Origin of the sequence: Actinacidiphila sp. bgisy167 (genome assembly GCF_965342175.1) — a bacterium.
Taxonomy (GTDB): Bacteria; Actinomycetota; Actinomycetes; order Streptomycetales; family Streptomycetaceae; genus Actinacidiphila.
The window spans coordinates 54,557-77,411 of the sequence record NZ_CBDRBL010000024.1 but is presented as its reverse complement, the minus strand read 5'-3'; the positions used below and the strand labels follow the sequence as shown (position 1 = coordinate 77,411).

The following is a 22,855-nucleotide window of genomic DNA, read 5'->3' as shown; positions in this document are numbered from 1 at the left end:
GAGAAACGCGGAAGGACCCGCCCTCCCTGGGAGAGCGGGTCCTTCCGTACTGCGTGGGCGGTACGCCCTGCGATCAGCTCTGGCCGCCGGCCAGCTTCTCGCGGAGCGCGGCCAGCGCCTCGTCCGAGGCAAGGGCGCCGGACTGGTCGCCGGACTCCGAGGAGTACGAGCCACCGGTCGGGCCGGCCGGAGCCGCCTCGCCGGCCTGGGCCGCAGCCTCGGCGTCGGCCTCGCGGGACTTGATGACCTGCGCCTGGTGCTGCTCGAAGCGGCTCTGCGCCTCGGCGTACTGGCGCTCCCACTCCTCGCGCTGCTTCTCGTAGCCCTCGAGCCAGTCGTTGGCCTCGGGGTCGAAGCCCTCGGGGTAGATGTAGTTGCCCTGGTCGTCGTAGGACGCGGCCATGCCGTACAGGGTCGGGTCGAATTCGACCGACGCCGGGTCGGCACCGAAGGACTCGTTGGCCTGCTTCAGCGAGAGGCTGATGCGACGGCGCTCGAGGTCGATGTCGATGACCTTGACGAAGATCTCGTCGTTGACCTGGACGACCTGCTCCGGGATCTCCACGTGGCGCTCGGCCAGCTCGGAGATGTGGACCAGACCCTCGATGCCCTCGTCCACGCGGACGAACGCACCGAACGGCACCAGCTTGGTGACCTTGCCGGGGACGACCTGGCCGATCTGGTGGGTCCGGGCGAACTGCTGCCACGGGTCTTCCTGGGTCGCCTTCAGCGACAGGGAGACACGCTCGCGGTCCATGTCGACGTCCAGGACCTCGACCGTGACCTCCTGGCCGACCTCGACGACCTCGGACGGGTGGTCGATGTGCTTCCAGGACAGCTCGGAGACGTGCACCAGGCCGTCCACGCCACCCAGGTCCACGAAGGCACCGAAGTTGACGATGGAGGAGACGACGCCGGAGCGCACCTGACCCTTCTGGAGGGTGGTGAGGAAGGTCTGGCGGACCTCGCTCTGGGTCTGCTCCAGCCAGGCACGGCGGGACAGGACCACGTTGTTGCGGTTCTTGTCCAGCTCGATGATCTTGGCCTCGAGCTCCTTGCCGACGTACGGCTGGAGGTCGCGGACACGGCGCATCTCGACCAGGGAGGCGGGGAGGAAGCCGCGGAGGCCGATGTCGAGGATGAGACCACCCTTGACGACCTCGATGACGGTACCGGTGACGATGCCGTCCTCTTCCTTGATCTTCTCGATCGTGCCCCAGGCGCGCTCGTACTGGGCGCGCTTCTTGGACAGGATCAGGCGACCCTCCTTGTCCTCCTTCTGGAGGACAAGAGCCTCGATCTCGTCGCCCACGGCGACGACCTCATTGGGGTCGACGTCGTGCTTGATCGAAAGCTCACGCGAGGGGATGACACCCTCGGTCTTGTAGCCGATGTCGAGCAGGACCTCGTCCCGGTCGACCTTCACGATGACGCCGTCGACGATGTCGCCGTCGTTGAAGTACTTGATCGTCTCGTCGATCGCGGCGAGGAAGGCTTCCTCGGAACCGATGTCGTTGACCGCCACCTGCGGGGTGGTACGAGGGGCCTCGGTGCTGCTCGTCATTAGGAAAAGGGCTCCGGTACGGACATGAAGTCGTAGGTACTGCTACGCCGAAAGCCCGTTTCGCTCCTGCCGATTCCGGACAGCCCACAAGGCCGAGAGGTTTACAACAGTTGTGAGCGCAGCCTGCTCCGTCCGAGGCGCGCAGGCTCGCAGCGCAACTTGTAGCATACGGGGGCGGCCGCGCACGGTCAATGCACGAAGAGCGCACCACGGGCGTAAGACCCCGTACCGGGCACTGGCACATAGACGTACTGCGGCGACACCGCAGCCACAGGTCACCACAGAGGGTACGACGACCAGCGCAATGATCCAAGCACCGGCCCCCCGGCCAACCCCCGAAGAACCCGAGGCCACACGCCGTCCGGCAGGCGCCGCCGAAAGCAGCCGGGCCAACCGCGGATGGTGGGACCGCAACGCCGACGAGTACCAGAGCGACCACGGCGAGTTCCTCGGGGACGCCGAATTCGTCTGGGGCCCGGAAGGAGCAACCGAGGACGAGCTCCAGCTCCTCGGCCCCACCGCCGACCTCAAGGGCGCGGCCGTCCTCGAGATCGGCGCAGGCGCCGCCCAGTGCTCCCGCTGGCTCGCCGCACACGGCGCCCGGCCCGTCGCCCTGGACCTGTCCCACCGCCAGCTCCAGCACGCCCGCCGCATCGACGACGCACGCACCGCCTCCACCACCCCCGCCCCCCCGGCGTTCCCGCTCGTCCAGGCCGACGCCGGCGCCCTCCCCTTCACCGACGCCTCCTTCGACCACGCCTGCTCCGCCTACGGCGCGCTGCCCTTCATCGCCGACACCGCCCACGTCATGCGGGAGGTACGGCGCGTCCTGCGCCCCGGCGGCCGCTGGGTCTTCTCCGTCACCCACCCCGTCCGCTGGGCCTTCCCCGACGAACCCGGCCCCGAAGGACTCACCGCCTCCGCCTCCTACTTCGACCGCACCCCCTATGTCGAACAGGACGAGACAGGGCACGCCGTCTACGTCGAACACCACCGCACCCTCGGCGACCGCGTCCGCGAACTCACCGCCGCCGGCTTCCGCCTCGTCGACCTCGTCGAACCCGAATGGCCCGCCTGGAACACCACGGAATGGGGCGGCTGGTCGCCGCTGCGCGGCCGCGTCATCCCCGGCACCGCCGTCTTCGTCTGCATCGCCCTGTGAGCCCCCACCCCGCCGGCCTCCGCGCCGACGCCCTCGCCGCCCTCCCGGTACGCACCGCCCTGCCCGCCCTCCAGGACGCCCTCGGCCACCACGGCTGCGCCGTCCTGGCCGCCCCGCCCGGCACCGGCAAGACCACCCTCGTCCCACTCGCCCTCGCCGGGCTCCTGGACGACGGACCCACCCGGACCGTCCTCGTCGCCGAACCACGCCGCATGGCCGCCAAGGCCGCCGCCCGCCGCATGGCCTGGCTCCTCGGCGAGGAGCCAGGCGGCCGCGTCGGCCACACCGTGCGCGGCGACCGCACGGTCTCCCCACACACCACCGTCGAAGTCGTCACCACCGGCGTCCTCCTCCAGCGGCTCCAGCGCGACCAGGAACTCCCCGGCACCACCACCGTCCTCCTCGACGAGTGCCACGAACGCCACCTCGACGCCGACACCGCCATGGCCTTCCTGCTCGACGTGCGCGCCACCCTCCGCCCCGACCTGCGCATCGTCGCCGCGTCCGCCACCACCGACGCCGACGCCTGGTCCCGGCTGCTCGGTGACGCACCCGTCGTCCACGCCCAGGGACACATGCACCCCGTGGCCGTCACCCACGCACCCCCGCCCCACGGCATCCGCCCGCCCCACGGCGTGCGCGTCGACCCCGCGTTCCTCGACCACGTGGCCGCCACCGTCCGCACCGCCCTGCGCACAGCCGACGGCGACATCCTGTGCTTCCTTCCCGGCACCGGCGAGATCGCCCGCGTCGCCGGCCTCCTCGACGGCACCGGCGTCGAGATCATGCAACTCCACGGCCAGGCGCCCGCCGCCGTCCAGGACGCCGTGCTCCGCGGCGGCGACGCCACCCGGCGCCGCGTCGTCCTCGCCACCTCCGTCGCAGAATCCAGCCTCACGGTCCCCGGCATCCGCGTCGTCGTCGACTCCGGCCTCGCCCGCGAACCCCGCACCGACCACGCCCGCGGACTCGGCTCGCTCACCACCGTCCGGGCCTCCCTCGCCACCGCAGCCCAGCGCGCCGGCCGCGCCGGACGGGAAGCCCCCGGCACCGCCTACCGCTGCTGGAACGAGGCCGAGGACACCGGCCGACCCCGCTACCCCTCGCCCGAGATCGCCGTCGCCGACCTCACCGCCTTCGCCCTCCAGGCCGCCGCCTGGGGCGACCCCCACGCCACCGGACTCGCCCTCCTCGACCCGCCCCCACCCGGCGCCCTCGCCGCCGCCCACGACGTCCTCACCGCCATCGGCGCCTTGCTCCCCGACGGCCGCACCACCGACCGCGGCCACCGCATGGCCCGCGTCGGCCTCCACCCCCGCCTCGCCCGCGCCCTCCTCGACGGCGCCCCCCTCACCGGCACACGGCGCGCCGCCGACATCGTCGCTCTCCTCTCCGAGCCGCCCCCGCGCGGCCACGGCGACGACCTCACCGCCGCCTGGCGCACCGCCCGCCGATCCCACGACGCCCACGCCGACCGCTGGCGCCGCGAAGCCCGGCGCCTCGCCGCCGCGGCCCCGAGCCACCCCGACACCGCGCTCACCGACGACACCGCCGCCGGGCTCGTCACCGCGCTCGCCTTCCCCGAACGCGTCGCCCGCCGCCGCGGAACGGGCCCGGGTACGGGTGCGCCGGGTGCGGGGGCGGGAACGGGAGCAGCCACCGGCTCCGGGGCCGCGAACGGCTATCTGATGGCCTCCGGCACCGCCGCCGCCCTCGCCCACGACACACGCCTCGGCACCCCCCAGTGGCTCGCCGTCGCCGCCGCCGACCGCCCCGCCGGCTCACCCTCCGCCCGCGTACGCCTCGCCGCCGTCATCAACGAGGACACCGCCCGCACCGCCGCCGCACCCCTGCTCACCGAGACCGACGACGTCACCTGGACCGACGGCGACGTCACCGCCCACCACGCCACCCGCCTCGGCGCGATCACCCTCACCACCCGCCCCCTCCCCCGACCCGACCCCGCCCAACTGCGCACCGCGCTCCTCGAGGGCCTCCGCCGCGAGGGAACCCGCCTGCTGAAGTGGACCCGCGACGCCGACACCCTGCGCAGCCGCCTCGCCTTCCTCCACCGCGAGATCGGCGAGCCCTGGCCCGACGTCTCCGACGAGGCCCTGCTCTCCCGCGCGGACGACTGGCTCGCCCCCGAACTCGCCACCGCCCGCCGCCGCGCCGACCTCGCCCGCGTCGACGCCGCCACCGCCCTGGGCCGCCTCCTGCCCTGGGCCACCGGCGACGCCGCCCGCCTCGACGAACTCGCCCCGGAACGCCTGGAGATCCCCTCCGGCTCCAAGGTCCGCGTCTCCTACGACGACGACCGCCCCGTGCTCGCCGCCAAGCTCCAGGAACTGTTCGGCTGGACCAGCACCCCCCGCATCGCAGGCGGCCGCGTCCCGCTCCTCGTCCACCTGCTCTCCCCCGCAGGCCGCCCCGCCGCCGTCACCGCCGACCTCGCCTCCTTCTGGCGCGACGGCTACCGCGCGGTGCGCGCGGAGCTCCGCGGCCGCTACCTCAAGCACCCCTGGCCCGAGGACCCCACCACGGCGGTCGCCACACGGCACACCACCGCCCGGCTCAATGCTTCGGGCCGACGAAGCGGTCCATGAGCGCGACGGACTCCCGGCGGGCGACGGAGATGTTGTAGGGAGCGCTGCCGCGCCGGGCGACCCGCCACTCGACCCCGACCTTGTCGAGGGTGTCCGTGAGGAGCCGCCTGATGTCGTCCGACCGGTTGGTGAAGAAGTAGCGGGGGTATTCGTAGCGCTTGCTTTCCCCTGCGACGATCCGCGTCGTCCAGTTGGTGATCCGGCAGCCGTCGGAATGGATGAGTCCTCGGATGAACGCCCATGGGTGGTCATCCACGATGGCCTGCTGCCACGGCTCCAGCACGATGCGTCGCTCGTGTTTCTTGCCCGCCCCGTGCTGCGGGAACATGCACCACAGGTGCTTCGAGTAAACCTTGACGTTTCGGCACCCGGTCTTGCGGACGCGGCACGTCTTGTTGTGAGGAAAGACGGCGCGCATCGCCCTCTCCGCCTCATCCATGAGTCCGGGCCACTCCTCCGAGCAAGTGATCATGAGGCTCGGCACGCGGTGCTGCGAATACTGGATGATGTGGCCGTCGCCAAGATAAAGGCCCAATAGATACGCGTATGCGGCGTCGTGGAGTGGGGAGCCGTCGCAGCGGGGGCACGGCGGCACCGGCCGCCCAGGGCATTCGCCGCGCGTGGCACGGTCGAGGTGCAGCCAGTAGCCGATGGTGCCGGGCGGTACACCGAGCCTGCGAGCCACTTCCGCGTTCTTGGCACCGGCACGGCACAAGGCGACCGCTTGATGACGCAATTCGTAACCGTGTGCGACCATGCCATCACTTTGCGCCCGACCCAGTCACCGCACAGGCGAACGGTGGACGGTCACTCGAAAGAGTGATCATTGGGGAGTGCCGGGTGCGGGACTTGAACCCGCACGCCCTTTCGGGCAATCGCTTTTGAGGCGATCATGTCTGCCGATTCCATCAACCCGGCCGGCTGCGGATCACAGCGTACCCTGTGGGTAGTCGACCCCGCAGCTAGGTAGGCTCTACTTGCAGCACCTGCCTGGAACGAGGAGTCCCGTGAGCGCCGCCGAGCCCGACCACGAGCACGTCGACGTGCAGTCGCACGTACCACCGCAGACCACCCGTGTGGTGATCGCCGAGGACGAGGCTCTGATCAGGCTGGACCTGAAAGAGATGCTCGAGGAAGAGGGCTACTCCGTCGTCGGCGAGGCGGGCGACGGCGAGACGGCCGTGCAACTCGCCGGCGAGCTGCGGCCGGACCTGGTGATCCTGGACGTGAAGATGCCCGTCCTGGACGGGATCTCGGCCGCGGAGCGGATCGCCAAGGAAAAGATCGCCCCGGTGCTGATGCTGACCGCCTTCTCCCAGCGCGAGCTCGTGGAGCGGGCGCGGGACGCGGGTGCCATGGCGTACCTCGTGAAGCCGTTCAGCAAGAGCGACGTCGTGCCGGCCATCGAGATGGCGGTGTCGCGGTTCACCGAGCTGCGGGCGCTGGAGGCGGAGGTCGCGGACCTGAGCCTGCGGCTGGAGACGCGCAAGTTGGTCGACCGCGCGAAGAGCGCCCTGCAGACGAAGTACGGGCTGTCGGAGCCGGCCGCGTTCCGCTGGATCCAGAAGACGTCGATGGACCGCCGCATGACGATGCAGGCGGTGGCGCAGGCGGTACTGGACGAGGTGGACGGCGGCGCCAAGTAGCGCGCGCCCGCTCGTATACGGTCGGCGCCGAGCAGTGCGTCGGCCCGCCAGGGCCTCCGGCCACGTGGTCGGGCCGGTCGCGACCGCGGCAGGGCGACGTCCGACGCGGTCGCGGCGCCTTGCCATCGGTGACAGCGAGGTGGTCGACCGCGGCACTCCGAGAATGTCGAACCACAGGTCGCACTCGGCGCCGCCATGGGCCCCGATGTCGATCATGAGGGGCTGGCGCTTGATCTGCATGGCCTCCCAGGCCTGTGCCGACTGCCGTCGGCGAGGACAAGGCAGTGGAGCTCGTCGCCGAGGCGTGCGCTGACGGAGTCGTCGAACGGTGACCGCGACGCGCATGCGGCAGAAGCGGCCTTTCGCGGGGTGTTCGGCGCGTCGGGTGCCGACAATGGCGGGGATACCGCAAGGCAGCGCCAGGGCACGGTATTCGGGATTCCCCGCCTTGACGGCGGGTACGTCGACGGGGATTTCGAGTCGCCTGAGGGGGCGTCGGGTCAACGGCGGGGACAGGTCCCGGCCGCCGCGGCGGCGAGCGTCGCTGCGGTGGCTCCGGCGAGCGCCGCGGCCAGAACGGTCATGGCGGGTCGGCGAGCCGAAAGTGAACAAGGCACCTCAAAAAGGACTTTTGACGACACATCAACTTTCCGAGGTCGTCCGGTTACCGGTAAGGACCGTTCTGTTTCCGGCACATGACCGAGGTCACCGTCCGATCACATCTCTTGCTGCGGCCTATCTGTGCGCCTGATCAGCGGATTAGATTCCCGCCACACCACGTGATGTTCACGCGGTCGCAATCCGGAGGGCCTACGGCCCGCCGACTCGTAGTCCCATTGGGCGGCTCCAGGGGGTCGTAGTGCTCAACAAGAAGTTCGTCAAGCTCGCTATTCCGGTGGCAGTTGGCGCTCTCGCACTCACCGCGTGCGGTGGCGGCAAGGACGACAGCGGCAAGGGCGGCGGCAAGCCGACGTTCTCCATCGGCTTCCAGGGGCCGCTGTCCGGCGACAACAGCGCGCTGGGCATCAACGAGAACAACGGCATGAAGCTGGCTGTCGAGGAGGCCAACGCCAAGGGCGACCTCCCCTTCACGCTGAAGGTCGTGGACGGGGACGACCAGGGTCTGCCGGACCAGGCGCCCGCCGCCGCGCAGAAGCTCATCGGTGACTCCAGCGTCGTCGCTGTCGTCGGCCCGGCGTTCTCCGGCCCGACGAAGGCCACGGGTGGCCTGTACGCCCAGGCGCAGCTCGCCGCGGTGTCGCCGTCGGCGACCAACCCGGATCTGACGAGCCAGGGCTTCACCTCGTTCCTGCGCGGTGCTCCGAACGACAACGAGCAGGGCGCCGGCATGGCCGAGTACCTGTCGAAGAAGGTGAAGGCCAAGAAGGTCTTCGTCATCGACGACAAGAGCGAGTACGGCGTCGGCCTGGCCAAGGTCGCGGTCGACGGCCTGAAGGCCGCGGGTGTCACGGTGGAGACGGACTCCGTCCCGGCGAAGACCCCGGACTACACCGCTGCCGCGACGAAGGTCGTCAACTCGAAGGCCGACGCGCTGATCTACGCGGGTTACTACGCGGACCTGTCGCCGTTCGCCAAGAAGCTGGCCGACGGCGGCTTCAAGGGCGTCGGCATCTCGGGTGACGGCTCCAACGACGCGAAGTTCGTGGAACTGGCCGGCTCCGCGGCCGAGAAGTGGTACCTGACCTGCCCGTGCACCGACGCCACGAAGAACGAGAGCACCAAGGCGTTCACCGAGGCGTACACCAAGAAGTTCAACACCGCCCCGGGCACCTACTCCGCCGAGTCGTACGACATCGCGAACCTGATCATCTCCGAGATGAAGAAGCTCGGTAAGGACGTCACGCGCGAGAAGCTGCTGGCGGCTCTGAAGGGCGTCAGCTACAAGGGCCTGACCAAGGAGTTCTCCTTCGACGACAAGGGCGAGCTGAAGATCAAGAACGTGTACCTGTACCAGGTCGCCGACGGCAAGATCGGCTACCTGGGTGACGTGGCCACCCTCAGCAACGGCTGATCCGGCAACAGGCACCTGAGGTGGGGGGCGTGGGGCGCGGCACATATTGCGGCCGGCGCCCTGCGCTCCCCATCGCTGTGCCGGACGTGTGTTCGCCGCCCTGCACCGGCTTCAGCAAGGATTCCCACGCACGATGAATCTCTTCCACAACTTCTGGGACTACTTCATCCCAGGCTTGACGACGGGCTCCATGTACGCCGTCATCGCGATCGGGTACACCCTGGTATACGGCGTGCTCCAGCTCATCAACTTCGCCCACAGCGAGGTCTTCATGATGGGCGGCTTCGGTTCGCTCGTCGTGCTCTCCGAGCTCGCCCCGCAGTCCCCGCACGGGTTCACCTCCGTCGTGTGGGTGATCGTCGGCATGATCGCCGGCGCCCTGGTCGGAGCGCTGACGGCGTTCGGGCTGGAGAAGGCGGCGTACAAGCCGCTGCGCAAGCGCAACGCCCCCAAGCTGGTCTTCCTGATCAGCGCCATCGGCGCCTCGTTCTTCCTGTACAACCTGGCGGGCAAGCTGTGGGGCCGCAACCCCGTGCCGATGCCGGAGCTGTACACCAACGGTGAGGTCTTCAGCGTCTTCGGTACCCCGGTGAAGATCACGCAGCTGATCATCATCGGTTCCGCGGTCGCGATGATGATCGGCCTGGACATGGTGGTCAACCGCACGAAGATGGGTGCGGGCATCCGGGCCGTCGCCCAGGACGCCGAGACGGCGGGCCTGATGGGTGTCGACATCGACAAGATCATCTCCCGTACGTTCATCATCGGCGGTCTGCTGGGTGGAGCGGCGGGCTTCCTCTACGGCTTCGGGATCTCCGGCCAAATCTGGTTCACGGTGGGCTTCCTGCCGGGCATCAAGGCCTTCGCGGCGGCGGTGCTGGGCGGTATCGGCAATATCCGTGGTGCGATGCTGGGCGGTCTGCTGCTGGGCATCGTCGAGAACCTGAGCTCCCCGCTCTTCGGCACCCAGTGGATCGACGTGACCGCGTTCGTGGTCCTGATCCTGGTGCTGATGTTCCGTCCGACGGGCATCATGGGCGAGCGTCTGGGGAGGTCGGCATGAGCGACGCGACCGCTTCCAAGTCCTTCTCGGTGGACGTGGCCAAGCTGCGCCGCAGGGCGTGGTACCAGGAGCCCCGTTGGACCCGCCTGATCGCCATGGTGGTGCTGGGCTTCATCCTCGCGTTGATGACTGGCGAGGACGGCAACCCGGCGGAGAAGTTGTCGGCGTTCACCGGCGCCTTCGAGTCGGCGCGCCTGTACATCTGCGTCGCCATCCTGGTGGGTGTGTGGGCGCTGGTGGAGTTCGGCGCTCCGGTGCGGGACGCGGCCCGGCAGGGTGCGCAGGGTGTCAACAAGTCGCTGGAGCCGACGCGGGCGATGTTCCGGTCCAACGGCTGGCTGCGCCTGGGCGGACTGCTGCTCATCCTGGTGCTGGCGATTGTGATCCCCGCCAACGCCAGCCTGTTCTGGCAGGAGGTCCTCGTCACGCAGATGGGGGTCTTCATGATCATCGCGGTCGGTCTGAACGTGGTGGTCGGCTGGGCCGGTCTGCTGGACCTGGGCTTCATCGCCTTCTACGCGATCGGCGCGTACTCCTGCGCCTTCTGGACCGGACACATGCCGGTGAAGCCGCCGTTCACCGTGGGCGCGCTGGAGTCGATCCCGTTCGCCATCGTCACCTGCCTGATCGCCGGTGTGCTGCTGGGCGCCCCCACGCTGCGGCTGCGCGGTGACTACCTGGCGATCGTGACGCTCGGCTTCCACGAGATCGTGTACCTGGTCGCCAAGAACTCGGACGGGTTCACGAACGGTTCGCGCGGTGTGATCGGCATCCCGCACCCGTCGATCCACATCGGTCCCATCAACTACGACTGGACGCTGGACCCGCTGCCCTACTGGTACCTGCTGCTGTTCTTCCTGGTGGTGCTGGTCTTCCTGTACAACCGCCTGGAGCACTCGCGGATCGGCCGCACCTGGACGGCGATCCGGGAGGACGAGGTGGCCGCCTCGGCGACGGGCATCAACACCGTCCGGTACAAGCTGCTGGCGTTCGCGATCGGTGCCTCGACCTCGGGTCTGGCGGGTGTCGTCTACTCCAGCAAGGTGGGCTTCATCAACCCGGAGAACTTCACCATCGTGCTGTCGGTGCTCGCGCTGGCGTACGTGGTGTTCGGCGGCATGGGCTCCATCGCCGGCGTCCTGTTCGGTGCCGCGCTGCTGGTGTGGCTGCCGAACGCGCTGCGCGACTACGTCCCGGAGCAGGACCGCTTCATCTACCTGGGTGCGCTGCTCGTGCTGATGATGATCTTCCGTCCGCAGGGTGTGATCCCCTCCCGCCGCAGGCAGCGCGAGCTGCACATGGCGGAGGCGGGCATCGGTGACGCCGATGCGATGACCGAGCCGACGGGAGGCGTGAAGTCGTGAACGCGGTGCAGGAGGCGGGCGTGCAGCCCGCGCAGACCGGTGGGGTGGTGCTGCAGGCCCGTGGCGTGACGCTGCGGTTCGGCGGTCTCACCAGCCTCTCGGACGTCGATCTGACCATGCGGAGGGGCGAGATCCTCGCGGTGATCGGCCCGAACGGCGCGGGCAAGACCTCGCTGTTCAACTCCCTGACGGGTGTGTACGTCCCGCAGGAAGGCTCGATCACCTTCCATGAGGAGGGCGGTGCGGAGCACAAGCTGCTCGGCACCAAGCCGTACCTGGTGAACCGTTACGGCGTGGCCCGGACGTACCAGAACATCCGGCTCTTCGGTGCTCTGACGGCACTGGAGAACGTCAAGATCGCGGCGGAGTCGCGGCAGAAGTCGGGAGCGATCTCGATCATGCTGGGCATGCCATGGGCGCGCCGGGACGAGAAGGCCAGCGACAAGCGGGCGCAGGAGCTGCTGGCCTATGTGGGCCTGGCCGGCAAGCACAACGAGTTGGCGGCCAGCCTCTCCTATGGTGACCAGCGGCGTCTGGAGATCGCCCGGGCGCTGGCGACCGATCCGAAGGTGCTGCTGCTGGACGAGCCGGCGGCCGGCACGAACCCGACGGAGAAGCTGGAGCTGGAGCAGCTGATCCGCCGGATCAACCAGGAGCTGGGCGTCAGCGTGCTGCTGATCGAGCACGACATGAAGCTCGTGATGTCGGTCGCCGACCGCGTCATGGTGCTGAACTTCGGCAAGGTGATCGCCGAGGGTCTGCCCGAGGAGGTGCAGCGCGATCCCGCGGTGATCGAGGCGTACCTGGGTTCGGCCGACGAGGAGGCCGTGGAGGCCGTCGCGGAGATGGTGGAGATCGCCGAGTCTCACCACGCGGCCGACGCTCCGGAAGTCCCCGCGCCGCGTGAGTCCGAGGAGGAGGGCCGATGACCGAGGCCGCCGAGTTCGAGAAGGCGACGCCTGGTGTGGCCCAGGCCCCGGCGATGCTGGAGCTGGTCGACCTGCAGGTGTTCTACGGCGCGATCCAGGCGCTCAAGGGCATCAATGTGACGGTCCGGCAGGGCGAGGTCGTCGCCCTGCTGGGCGCGAACGGCGCCGGCAAGACCACCACCCTGCGCACGATCTCGGGTCTGCTCCAGCCCCGGCACGGCGAGGTGCGCCTGGGTGGCGAGCGGATCGACGGCGTTCCGTCGCACAAGGTCGTGGAGCTCGGCATCGGCCAGTCGCCGGAGGGCCGCAGGGTCTTCCCGGTGATGACGGTGCTGGAGAACCTGGAGATGGGCGCGTACCGGTTCAAGGGTGTCTCCAAGGATGACCTGGACCGTGTGCTGACCCTCTTCCCGCGTCTGGCGGAGCGGCGGACGCAGCTGGCGGGCACCTTGTCCGGCGGTGAGCAGCAGATGCTGGCCATCGGCCGGGCGCTGATGGGCCGGCCGAACCTGCTGCTGCTCGACGAGCCGTCGATGGGTCTGGCGCCGCTGATCGTCCAGCAGATCTTCGAGATCATCAAGGAGATCAACGACCAGGGCACCACGGTGCTGCTGGTGGAGCAGAACGCTTCCCAGGCGCTGCAGTTGGCCGACCGCGGCTATGTGCTGGAGACGGGCGCGATCGTCATGGAGGACGACGCCTCGTCCCTGCTGTCGGACCCGCGTGTGCGTGCCGCCTACCTCGGTGAGGGCGCGGCGTAACGTACGGCGTCGCATGGCGCGCCTTGTGGCGAGGAGAACGGCCCCTGGGTTCCGGGGGCCGTTCTCGTCATGTGCGTCCGTGCGCCGCGGGCGTGGGCCCCGTCCGGACGGGAGTCAGGAGGCGGCGGTGCCCGACGCGGCAGGGGCGGCCGGGCGCAGCGCGCAGGTGAGGCGGGCGGAGCAGACGCGGCGGTCCTGCTCGTCGCTGATGACGATCTCGTAGGTCGCGGAGGAGCGGCCGCGGTGGACGGGGGTCGCGACGCCGGTCACCCGGCCGGTGCGGACACCGCGGTGGTGGGTGCAGTTGAGGTCGACTCCGACGGCGATCTTGGCGGGGCCTCCGTGCAGCATGGCGCCGATGGAGCCGATGGTCTCCGCCAGGACGGCGGAGGCGCCGCCGTGGAGGAGCCCGTAGGGCTGGGTGTTGCCTTCGACGGGCATGGTGGCCACGACGCGCTCCGCGCTCGCCTCGACGATCTCGACGCCCATGCGGGAGCCGAGGTCGCCGGCGGAGAAGAGCGCCTCCAGGTCGACGCCGAGCCCGGCGTACTGCTCGATGACCTCCGGGGAGAAAAGGCTGGAGGTGGTCTGCTCGCCCATGGACGGTGGCTCCGATCGTCGTCGTTCGGTGTACTGGCCCGTGTTCTACCGGACGGTCAGCGGGGGCCGCCGACCGGGGTGGTCGGTTCCAGCCGGACGACGACGGACTTCGACGCCGGGGTGTTGCTGGTGTCGGCGGTGTGGTCGAGCGGGACCAGGACGTTGGTCTCCGGGTAGTAGGCGGCGGCGCAGCCGCGGGCCGTCGGGTAGTGGACGACCCGGAAGCCCTCGGCGCGGCGCTCGGTGCCGTCGGTCCACTCGCTGACGAGGTCGGTGTGGGCGCCGTCGGTGAGGCCGAGTGCGGCGGCGTCGTCGGGGTGGACGAGGACGACGCGGCGCCCGCCCTTGATACCGCGGTAGCGGTCGTCGAGGCCGTAGATGGTGGTGTTGTACTGGTCGTGCGAGCGCAGCGTCTGTAGCAGCAGCCGTCCCTCGGGAACGTGCGGGTACTCCAGGGGCGCGGCGGTGAAGTGGGCCCGCCCGGTGGCGGTGGGGAAGCTGCGGGAGTCGCGCGGGGCGTGCGGGAGGGTGAAGCCGCCGGGGCGGCGCACCTTGACGTTGAAGTCGTCGAAGCCGGGGACCACCCGGGAGATGCGGTCGCGGATCCGGTCGTAGTCGACCTCGAGCTCCTCCCAGGGCACCCGGCTGTCCGGGCCGAGGACGGCACGGGCGAGGCGGCAGATGATGGCGGGCTCCGACAGCAGGAGGGGGCCCGCGGGCTCCAGGCCGCCGCGTGAGGCGTGCACCATGCCCATGGAGTCCTCGACGGTGACGAACTGCTCGCTGGCCGCCTGGACGTCCCTCTCGGTGCGGCCCAGCGTGGGCAGCATCAGGGCGCGGGCGCCGGTGACCACGTGGGAGCGGTTGAGCTTGGTGGACACGTGAACGGTGAGGCGGCAGCGGCGCATGGCGTCCTCGGTGACGTCGGTGTCCGGTGACGCGGCGACGAAGTTGCCTCCCATGGCGAAGAAGACCTTGGCCCGGCCGTCGCGCAGGGCGCGGATGGCGGCGACGGTGTCGAGTCCGTGCTCGCGGGGCGGGGCGAAGCCGAACTCCTTCTCCAGGGCGTCCAGGAAGGCGGGCGCGGGCTTCTCGTAGATGCCCATGGTGCGGTCGCCCTGGACGTTGCTGTGGCCGCGGACGGGGCACACGCCGGCGCCGGGGCGGCCGATGTTGCCGCGCAGGAGGAGGAAGTTGACGACTTCCTTGATGGTGGGCACGGAGTGCTTGTGCTGGGTGAGGCCCATGGCCCAGCAGACGATGACGCTCTTGGCGTCGAGGACCATGGCGAGCAGCCGGTCGATGTCGGACTTCGGCAGTCCGGTGGCGCGCAGCACTTCGCCGGGGTCGGTGGCGCGGGCGGCGGCCGCGCACTCCTCGAAGCCGTGGGTGTGGCCGGCGATGAAGGCCTGGTCGAGCACGGTGCCGGGCGCCTTGTCCTCGGCCTCGAGAAGGGCCTTGTTGAGGGCGCGGAAGAGTGCCTGGTCCCCGCCGAGCCGGATCTGCAGGAAGAGGTCGGCGAGCGGGGTGCCGCCGCCGGCCAACCCCTTGGGGGTCTGCGGGTTCTTGAAGCGCTGCAGGCCGGCTTCGGGCAGCGGGTTGACCGTGACGATCTTCGCGCCGCCGGCCTTGGCCTTCTCCAGGGCGGAGAGCATGCGGGGGTGGTTGGTCCCGGGGTTCTGCCCGGCGACGATGATCAGGTCGGCGCGGTACAGGTCCTCGAGCAGGACGCTGCCCTTGCCGATGCCGATGGTCTCCGCGAGCGCCGAGCCGGACGACTCGTGGCACATGTTGGAGCAGTCGGGCAGGTTGTTGGTGCCGAACTCGCGGGCGAAGAGCTGGTAGAGGAAGGCGGCCTCGTTGCTGGTGCGGCCGGAGGTGTAGAACACGGCCTCGTCGGGGCTCGCCAGGCGGTTCAGCTCGTCGGCGACGATCTCGAAGGCGCGCTCCCAGGGGACGGGCTCGTAGTGGTCGGCGCCCTCGGGCAGGTACATGGGCTGGGTGAGGCGGCCCTGCTGGCCGAGCCAGTAGCCGCTGCGCCGGGCGAGGTCGGCGACGGGGTGCGCGGCGAAGAAGTCCGGGGTGACCCGGCGCAGGGTGGCCTCCTCCGCGACGGCCTTGGCGCCGTTCTCGCAGAACTCGGCGGTGTGCCGGTGCTCCGGCTCGGGCCAGGCGCAGCCGGGGCAGTCGAAGCCGTCCTTCTGGTTGACCTTGAGGAGGGTCAGCGCGGTACGGCGCACCCCCATCTGCCGCTGCGCGACGCGGAGGGTGTGCCCGATGGCCGGGAGCCCCGCAGCTGCGTGCTGCGGGCCGCTGACCTCGGGTGCGTCCTGGACGGGGTCGCCTGCGGGTGCTTTGCCTGCCATGGGAGCGATCCTGCCACGACGAGGCGCGGGACGGGCAGTGTCGGTCGGGCGTGGGAGGATCGGTGACGTGGCAGCAAAGGCAGAGAAGACGAACGCAGCGACCGGCACCGCACCCCGGGAGGGTGGGCGGCCCCGGTTGCTGCTGCTGGACGGGCACTCGCTGGCGTACCGGGCGTTCTACGCGCTGCCGGTGGAGAACTTCAACACCACCACCGGCCAGCCGACCAACGCGGTGTACGGCTTCGCTTCGATGCTGGCGAACACGCTGCGTGACGAGCAGCCGACGCATCTGGCGGTGGCGTTCGACGTCTCGCGGCGCACGTGGCGTCTGGAGGAGTTCCCGGAGTACAAGGCGACCCGGTCCGCGACGCCGGACGAGTTCCGCAGCCAGGTGACGCTGATCGGTGAGCTGCTGGACACGATGAACGTGCGGCGTTTCGCCACGGAGGGCTACGAGGCGGACGATGTGATCGCCACGCTGGCCACGCAGGCGGAGGCGCTGGGGTACGAGGTGCTGATCGTCACCGGCGACCGTGACTCCTTCCAGCTCGTCTCGGACCACGTCACGGTGCTGTACCCGACGAAGGGCGTCTCGGAGCTGACCCGGTTCACCCCGGGGAAGGTCGAGGAGAAGTACGGGCTCACCCCGGCGCAGTACCCGGACTTCGCGGCGCTGCGCGGCGACCCGTCCGACAATCTGCCGGGCATCCCGGGTGTCGGTGAGAAGACCGCCGCCAAGTGGATCAACCAGTTCGGCTCGTTCGCGGCGCTCGTGGAGCGCGCGGACGAGGTGAAGGGCAAGGCGGGCGAGAATCTTCGCGCCCACCTGGAGTCGGTGAAGCGCAACCGCCGGCTGACGGAGCTGGTGCGGGACGTGGAGCTGCCGTGCGGGCCGCAGGAGCTGGAGCGGCAGCCGTACGACCGGGATGCGCTCAACGTGGTGCTGGACACCCTGGAGTTCCGTCATGCCAATTTCCGGGAGCGGCTGTACGCGGCCGATCCGGGTGCCGCGCAGGAGGGCGCGCGCGAGGTCGCCGGCGGCGTCGCCGTGGAGGGCCGAGTGCTGGCCGCCGGCGAGCTGGCGGACTGGCTGGTGGAGCACGCCGGCGGGACGCTGGGCGTCGCGACGGTCGACGCGTGGGCCCTGGGCGCGGGGAGCGTGTCCGAGGTGGCGCTGGCGACGGCGCAGGGGCCGGCGGCATGGTTCGACCCGGCGGAGCTGGACGAGAAGGACGAGCGGGCCTTCGCGGCGTGGCTGGCGGACGCCGCCCGGCCGAAGGTGCTGCACAACGCGAAGAACGGGATGCGGGTCCTCGCCGAGCACGGCTGGAGCGTGGACGGGGTCGCGATGTGCACGGCGCTCGCCGCGTACCTGGTGAAGCCGGGCCGTCGTTCGTTCGCGCTGGACGATCTGTCGGTGGAGTACCTGGGCCGGGAGCTGGCGCCCGCGGGCGGCGAGGACGGCCAGTTGGCCTTCGGAGCCGACGAGGAGGCCGAGGCCGAGGCTTTGATGGTGCAGGCCCGCACCGTGCTGGATCTGGGTGAGGCCTTCGCCGCACGGCTGGAGCAGGACGGCGCCATGCGGCTGCTGCGCGAGGTGGAGCTGCCGACCTCGGCGCTGCTGGCGCGCATGGAGCGGGCGGGCATCGCCGCGGACCGCGAGCATCTGGAGCGCCTGGAGCAGCGGTTCGCGGGCGAGGTGCAGCTCGCCGTGAAGGAGGCGCACGCCGCGGTCGGGCACGAGTTCAACCTGGGCTCGCCCAAGCAGCTGCAGGAGGTGCTCTTCGGCGAGCTGGGGCTGCCCAAGACGAAGAAGACCAAGACGGGTTACACCACCGACGCCGACGCGCTGGCGTGGCTGGCGGCGCAGACCGAGCACGAACTTCCGGTGATCATGCTGCGGCACCGGGAGCAGGCGAAGCTGCGGGTGACGGTGGAGGGGCTGGTCAAGACGATCGCTCCGGACGGGCGGATCCACACCACGTTCAGCCAGACCGTGGCGGCCACGGGCCGACTGTCGTCGACCGACCCCAATCTGCAGAACGTGCCGGTGCGCACCGACGAGGGCCGGGCGATCCGCCGCGGCTTCGTCGTCGGCGAGGGCTACGAGTCGCTGCTGACCGCCGACTACAGCCAGATCGAACTGCGGGTGATGGCGCATCTGTCGGAGGACGAGGGGCTGATCGCGGCCTTCGACTCCGGCGAGGATCTGCACACCACCGTCGGCAGCTACGTCTTCTCGGTGCCGCCGGAGCGGGTGGACGCCGAGATGCGCCGCAAGATCAAGGCGATGTCGTACGGCCTGGCGTACGGGTTGTCGGCCTTCGGCCTGTCGCAGCAGCTGGGCATCGAGGCGGCCGAGGCGCGCGGCCTGATGGACACGTACTTCCAGCGCTTCGGCGGCGTGCGGGACTATCTGCAGCGCGTGGTGGAGGAGGCGAGGGTCACGGGCTACACGGAGACGCTCATGGGCCGCCGCCGTTACCTCCCGGACCTCAACAGCGACAACCGGCAGCGCCGCGAGATGGCCGAGCGGATGGCGCTGAACGCGCCGATCCAGGGCTCGGCCGCCGACATCGTCAAGATCGCGATGCTGAAGGTGGACGCGGCGCTGGCGAAGGAGGGGCTGCGCTCCCGGCTGCTGCTCCAGGTGCACGACGAAATCGTGGTCGAGGTCGCCCCCGGCGAACAGGCCGCGGTGGAGGAGCTCGTCCGCCGCGAGATGGCGGCTGCCTATCCGTTGCGGGCGCCCCTGGACGTCTCCGTGGGCGTCGGCCCGGACTGGGAGTCGGCGGCCCACTGACGGGACGTTCCCGGCTCACTGACGGGACGTTCCCGGCTCACGACGGCCGTGCCGCGAGGCGCGGGTCTCCGGCGCCCTCCTGAACTGAGCGCGCCAGGGAGGCGGGTGGCACGGTCGGCCCCAGCATGGGGTGCCGGGGGTGCCGACGCGGGCCGGCGGCTGACGGCTGGCGGCCGGCGGCTGGCGCGAACGGGGCGGGGTGCTGCCGGTGCCCGGGTGCCGGGTTCGTCTCGCGCCTTTAGGGCGCACAGCGGCGGCTGCGGACGGGAGCCCGGAGCCGGACGGGCACGCGCGCCCTGCGGAGCGCCGCAGGCTCACCGGGCGGCGGGCCTCGGCGGTGTGCGGGTCGGCTTGTGCGGGGTTCAGGCGCCCGAGCGGGTGGGGCTTTCCGGCACCTGCGGCCTCGTTGCCGTCCGCGGGTGCAGATGGCCGCTTCCACGCCTACTCCTGGTGGTGGGCGCGCCCGCCGTGACCCGCGTCTGCGACTCTTCGTAGTGCCGGTGAAGGGGTGGGCTGGAGATCGGGCCCGCTTTCGCCGATATGTCCTTGCGGAACCGGGCCCGATCCCGAAAACCGGTCAGCCGGGCCCGCCACCCGCACGGGAATCACCCGCAGACGCGGGTTACGGCGGGCGCGCCACCCACCGAGCGTGGGCGTGGCAACCGGCCGCCTCTACCCGCGGACGGTGACGAGACGGAAGTCGCGAACAACCGGCCACGCGCCGGCGCCTGAACCCCCACCACCGAACCACCCGCACACCGGCGCCGACCCCAAGCAGGCACGCTCCCCTCCGCAGCCCGCATCCTTGCGCCCGACAGACGCGAGACGGCGCGAGAGCCCCAGCACTCCAGCCGCCCGACCTCCACCGCGATGCGCCCGCTTCAACTCCGTTGCGGGCGGAGTTCTTCCATGGCTCACCGTGAACGACATGCGGCCTCTTCAGGAATAGCTGGTTCCAGCCAGTTTGCGACGTCCCGGACGGTGGCTCTGTTCGAGAAGTTGACGTAGGGTCGCCACGGTCGCCCCGTGCGCAGAGGGGGCGACACGGCTTTCGGGAGGGGCACCGGGTATGCGAGCGCGGTACGGACGGCGGATCCGCAGGGGAGTCGCGGGCACCGCGGTGGCCGCCGCGGCCATGGCGGCGCTGACGGGTTCCCAGGCTCCCGGACTGCTGCCGGGCCTTCTCAACGCCAGTGCCGGCGCGCCGATCACGCCCCCTCCGGGCGACCCCATCGACGGCGGTACGACCGAGTACCTGACCGAACTCCCGCCGCTCAACACGCCTGCCCCGGGCAGCTCCCCCACCCCGAGCACCGGCGGCAGCAGCGTGACCCCTGAGGGCACCGGCCTGCCCGCGTCCGTGCTGGAGGCCTACCGCAGGGCCGAGACGGCCCTCGCCGCCAGCGACCCGGGATGCCACCTGCGCTGGGAGTTGCTGGCCGCTATCGGCCAAGTCGAGTCCAACCAGGCGCGCGGCGGGAACGTCGACGCGTCAGGCACCACGCTCTCCCCCATCCTGGGCCCCCAGCTCAACGGCAACGGCTTCGCGAACATCACCGACACCGACGACGGCGCATGGGACGGGGACACCGTCCACGACCGCGCGGTCGGTCCGATGCAGTTCATTCCGTCGACCTGGCGGACCTGGGGCGCCGACGGCAACGACGACGGAGTCAGCGACCCCAACAACATATTCGACGCGGCGCTCGCCGCCGGCCGCTACCTCTGCGCGGGCAACCGCGACCTGTCGGTCGAGAGCAACCTGCACCAGGCGATACTGGGCTACAACCACTCGACCGCCTATCTGAACACCGTCCTGACCTGGTACGAGCACTTCCGCAAGGGCCCCGTCGTCTCCGTCCCCGACATCGGCGGCGCGGGCAGTGACACACCGGTGAACCCGCCGTCCTCGTCGTCCTGGCCCTCCGTCTCCCCCTCGCCGACGAAGTCCCCGAGCGCGAGCACCTCGCCGCGGCCGACAGGCAAGCCCAGGCCGACCGTGTCCGCCAGCGGCACGATCGGGGTCCCGTCGATCAGCCACCCGCCGACGGCATCCCCCACGGGCTCCCCGACGACAAGCCCGACCACGAGCCCGAGTCCGACCACGAGCCCCACCACGAGCACGAGCCCCACCACGAGCCCGAGCCCGACGACAAGCCCGACCACGAGTCCTACGGGCGAGCCGACATGCCCGACGGAATCCGCCACGCCCACCGCGAGCCCCACCGGTACGGCCTCCCCGTCGCCGACCGGCACCCCGGACCCGTGTGCGACGGCCTCCCCCGACGGCAGCCCGTCGCCGGAGGAGACCGAGGGCGGCGCCGCCTCGGGCTCGGTCCGCTGACGCGGCGCGAACGTCTCGCCACGACACCCGGTCGGCGCCGCGTTCCGGCGCGGCCGTCCGCTCGGCCCTCGCCCGCCGGTCCGTCGGGGCTGACACCGCTTCCGACGCCACCGCCCGGCCAGGGATGCCGACGGCGTCCGCGACGTCAGCGGTGCGAAGAGGAGTCGTCCTCGCCGACGCGGTGCACGCGCACCAGGTTGGTCGTCCCCGGGACCCCGAGCGGCGAGCCCGCCGTGATGACGATGGTGTCGCCCACCTGGCAGCGGCCCATCCGCAGCAGCTGCTCGTCGACCTGGTCGATCATCTCGTCGGTCGTCTGCACCGTCGGCCCGAGGAAGGTCTCCACGCCCCAAGTGAGGCTGAGCTGCGCGCGGGTGTCCGGCTCGGGGCTGAAGGCGAGCACGGGGATGGGCGAGCGGTAGCGGGAGAGCCGCCGGGCGGTGTCGCCGGACTGGGTGAAGGCCACCAGATACGCGGCGTCGAGGAAGTCGCCCATCTCCGCTGCCGCGCGCGCGACGGCGCCGCCCTGGGTGCGGGGCTTGTTCTGCTCCGTCAGCGGCGGAAGGCCGGCCGCGAGCATGTCCTGCTCGGCGGCGGCGACGATCCGGCCCATGGTCCTGACCGTCTCGACGGGATGCTTTCCGACGCTGGTCTCGCCGGAGAGCATGACCGCGTCGGCGCCGTCCACGACGGCGTTGGCGACGTCCGAGGCCTCGGCGCGGGTGGGGCGCGAGGAGTCGATCATCGACTCCAGCATCTGCGTCGCGACGATCACCGGCTTGGCGTTGCGCCGCGCGAGCGCGACGGCGCGCTTCTGCACCAGGGGCACGGCCTCCAGCGGCATCTCGACGCCGAGGTCGCCGCGGGCCACCATGATCCCGTCGAACGCGGCGACGATCTCCTCGAGGTTGTCGACCGCCTGCGGCTTCTCGATCTTGGCGATGACGGGGACCCGGCGGTCCTCCTCGCGCATGACGCGCAGCACGTCCTCGGCGTCGCGGCCGCTGCGGACGAAGGACAGCGCGATGATGTCGGCACCGGTGCGCAGCGCCCAGCGCAGGTCCTCGACGTCCTTCTCGGACAAGGCGGGCACGGAGACCGCGACACCAGGGAGGTTGAGCCCCTTGTTGTCGGAGATCAGACCGCCCTCGACGCACAGGGTGCGGACCCGCGGGCCCTCGACGCCGGTGACCTCCAGGGTGACGCGGCCGTCGTCGACGAGGATCCGCTCACCGCGCGTGACGTCGGCGGCGAGGCCCTTGTAGGTGGTGCCGCAGATCAGACGGTCGCCCTCGACCTCCTCGGTGGTGATCGTGAACTCGTCACCGCGTTCGAGGAGGACGGGGCCCTCCGCGAAGCGTCCCAGCCGGATCTTCGGGCCCTGCAGGTCCGCGAGGATCCCGACGCTTCGGCCGCTCTCTTCGGCGGCCTTGCGCACGCGCCGATAACGCTCCTCGTGGTCGGCGTGGCAGCCATGGCTCATGTTCAGGCGGGCGACGTCCATACCGGCTTCTACCAGGTCCTTGATCTGGTCGTAGGAGTCGGTGGCGGGCCCGAGGGTGCAGACGATTTTTGCTCGGCGCATGGAGCGAGCCTATGACCTACTTCACAGTAA

15 protein-coding genes and 1 tRNA gene are annotated in these 22,855 nt (G+C 70.7%); 10 read left to right on the top strand and 6 right to left on the bottom strand.

Annotation, left to right across the window (positions count from 1 at the left end; translation table 11 throughout):
- Nucleotides 1-73 precede the first annotated feature (73 nt).
- Nucleotides 74-1,564 carry a 30S ribosomal protein S1 gene (gene rpsA / locus ACRWND_RS12560; RefSeq protein WP_431948795.1) on the bottom strand — a complete coding sequence of 497 codons (1,491 nt, stop codon included), beginning with the start codon at nucleotides 1,562-1,564 and terminating at the stop codon, nucleotides 74-76.
- A gap of 304 nt (nucleotides 1,565-1,868) precedes the next feature.
- Here rpsA and ACRWND_RS12555 point away from each other — a divergent pair, with 304 nt between their 5' ends.
- Nucleotides 1,869-2,726 (top strand): class I SAM-dependent methyltransferase, encoded by an 858-nt coding sequence (locus ACRWND_RS12555; protein ID WP_431948794.1) that lies wholly within the window; start codon nucleotides 1,869-1,871, stop codon nucleotides 2,724-2,726.
- Entirely contained in the window at nucleotides 2,654-5,332 is a 2,679-nt protein-coding gene (gene hrpB, locus ACRWND_RS12550) for an ATP-dependent helicase HrpB (RefSeq protein WP_431948793.1), read from the top strand. The genes ACRWND_RS12555 and hrpB overlap by 73 nt, the downstream gene beginning before the upstream one ends.
- On the opposite strand, the gene ACRWND_RS12545 is transcribed toward hrpB, so the two are convergent.
- Both ACRWND_RS12545 and ACRWND_RS12540 read right to left on the bottom strand, forming a co-directional pair.
- The gene (locus ACRWND_RS12545; RefSeq protein ID WP_431948792.1) at nucleotides 5,301-6,089 is read right to left on the bottom strand and encodes a helix-turn-helix domain-containing protein; all 789 of its coding nucleotides are present in this window, start codon (nucleotides 6,087-6,089) and stop codon (nucleotides 5,301-5,303) included. The genes hrpB and ACRWND_RS12545 overlap by 32 nt on opposite strands.
- 77 nt (nucleotides 6,090-6,166) lie before the next feature.
- A tRNA-Leu gene (locus ACRWND_RS12540) sits at nucleotides 6,167-6,250 on the bottom strand.
- Between the two features lie 89 nt (nucleotides 6,251-6,339).
- On the opposite strand from ACRWND_RS12540, the gene ACRWND_RS12535 reads away from it, so the two are divergent.
- The 6 genes from ACRWND_RS12535 (at nucleotide 6,340) to ACRWND_RS12510 (ending at nucleotide 13,127) form a co-directional block, all read left to right on the top strand.
- The gene (locus ACRWND_RS12535; RefSeq protein ID WP_431948791.1) at nucleotides 6,340-6,978 is read left to right on the top strand and encodes an ANTAR domain-containing response regulator; all 639 of its coding nucleotides are present in this window, start codon (nucleotides 6,340-6,342) and stop codon (nucleotides 6,976-6,978) included.
- Between the two features lie 859 nt (nucleotides 6,979-7,837).
- Complete coding sequence (locus ACRWND_RS12530) at nucleotides 7,838-9,010, top strand: branched-chain amino acid ABC transporter substrate-binding protein (protein WP_431948790.1); 1,173 nt, start codon at nucleotides 7,838-7,840, stop codon at nucleotides 9,008-9,010.
- A 133-nt stretch (nucleotides 9,011-9,143) separates the two neighbouring features.
- Nucleotides 9,144-10,073: a branched-chain amino acid ABC transporter permease gene (locus tag ACRWND_RS12525; RefSeq protein ID WP_431948789.1), complete on the top strand. Its 930-nt coding sequence runs from the start codon at nucleotides 9,144-9,146 to the stop codon at nucleotides 10,071-10,073.
- On the top strand, nucleotides 10,070-11,437 hold the full coding sequence (locus ACRWND_RS12520) for a branched-chain amino acid ABC transporter permease (RefSeq protein ID WP_431948788.1): 1,368 nt from the start codon (nucleotides 10,070-10,072) through the stop codon (nucleotides 11,435-11,437). The genes ACRWND_RS12525 and ACRWND_RS12520 overlap by 4 nt, the downstream gene beginning before the upstream one ends.
- Nucleotides 11,434-12,366, top strand: a complete 933-nt coding sequence (locus ACRWND_RS12515) for an ABC transporter ATP-binding protein (RefSeq protein WP_431948787.1) — start codon at nucleotides 11,434-11,436, stop codon at nucleotides 12,364-12,366. The genes ACRWND_RS12520 and ACRWND_RS12515 overlap by 4 nt, the downstream gene beginning before the upstream one ends.
- Nucleotides 12,363-13,127, top strand: a complete 765-nt coding sequence (locus ACRWND_RS12510; protein ID WP_431948786.1) for an ABC transporter ATP-binding protein — start codon at nucleotides 12,363-12,365, stop codon at nucleotides 13,125-13,127. Before ACRWND_RS12515 ends, ACRWND_RS12510 begins: the two co-directional genes overlap by 4 nt.
- 114 nt (nucleotides 13,128-13,241) lie before the next feature.
- Here ACRWND_RS12510 and ACRWND_RS12505 read toward each other — a convergent pair whose 3' ends face one another.
- Nucleotides 13,242-13,727: a PaaI family thioesterase gene (locus ACRWND_RS12505; RefSeq protein ID WP_431948785.1), complete on the bottom strand. Its 486-nt coding sequence runs from the start codon at nucleotides 13,725-13,727 to the stop codon at nucleotides 13,242-13,244.
- 56 nt (nucleotides 13,728-13,783) lie between these two features.
- Nucleotides 13,784-16,093: an FdhF/YdeP family oxidoreductase gene (locus ACRWND_RS12500; RefSeq protein ID WP_431948784.1), complete on the bottom strand. Its 2,310-nt coding sequence runs from the start codon at nucleotides 16,091-16,093 to the stop codon at nucleotides 13,784-13,786.
- A 67-nt stretch (nucleotides 16,094-16,160) separates the two neighbouring features.
- On the opposite strand from ACRWND_RS12500, the gene polA reads away from it, so the two are divergent.
- Both polA and ACRWND_RS12490 read left to right on the top strand, forming a co-directional pair.
- Nucleotides 16,161-18,896 (top strand): DNA polymerase I, encoded by a 2,736-nt coding sequence (gene polA, locus ACRWND_RS12495; RefSeq protein ID WP_431948783.1) that lies wholly within the window; start codon nucleotides 16,161-16,163, stop codon nucleotides 18,894-18,896.
- 1,069 nt (nucleotides 18,897-19,965) lie between these two features.
- Entirely contained in the window at nucleotides 19,966-21,240 is a 1,275-nt protein-coding gene (locus ACRWND_RS12490; protein ID WP_431948782.1) for a lytic transglycosylase domain-containing protein, read from the top strand.
- Between the two features lie 145 nt (nucleotides 21,241-21,385).
- On the opposite strand, the gene pyk is transcribed toward ACRWND_RS12490, so the two are convergent.
- Nucleotides 21,386-22,825 carry a pyruvate kinase gene (gene pyk / locus ACRWND_RS12485; RefSeq protein WP_431948781.1) on the bottom strand — a complete coding sequence of 480 codons (1,440 nt, stop codon included), beginning with the start codon at nucleotides 22,823-22,825 and terminating at the stop codon, nucleotides 21,386-21,388.
- Nucleotides 22,826-22,855 lie beyond the last annotated feature (30 nt).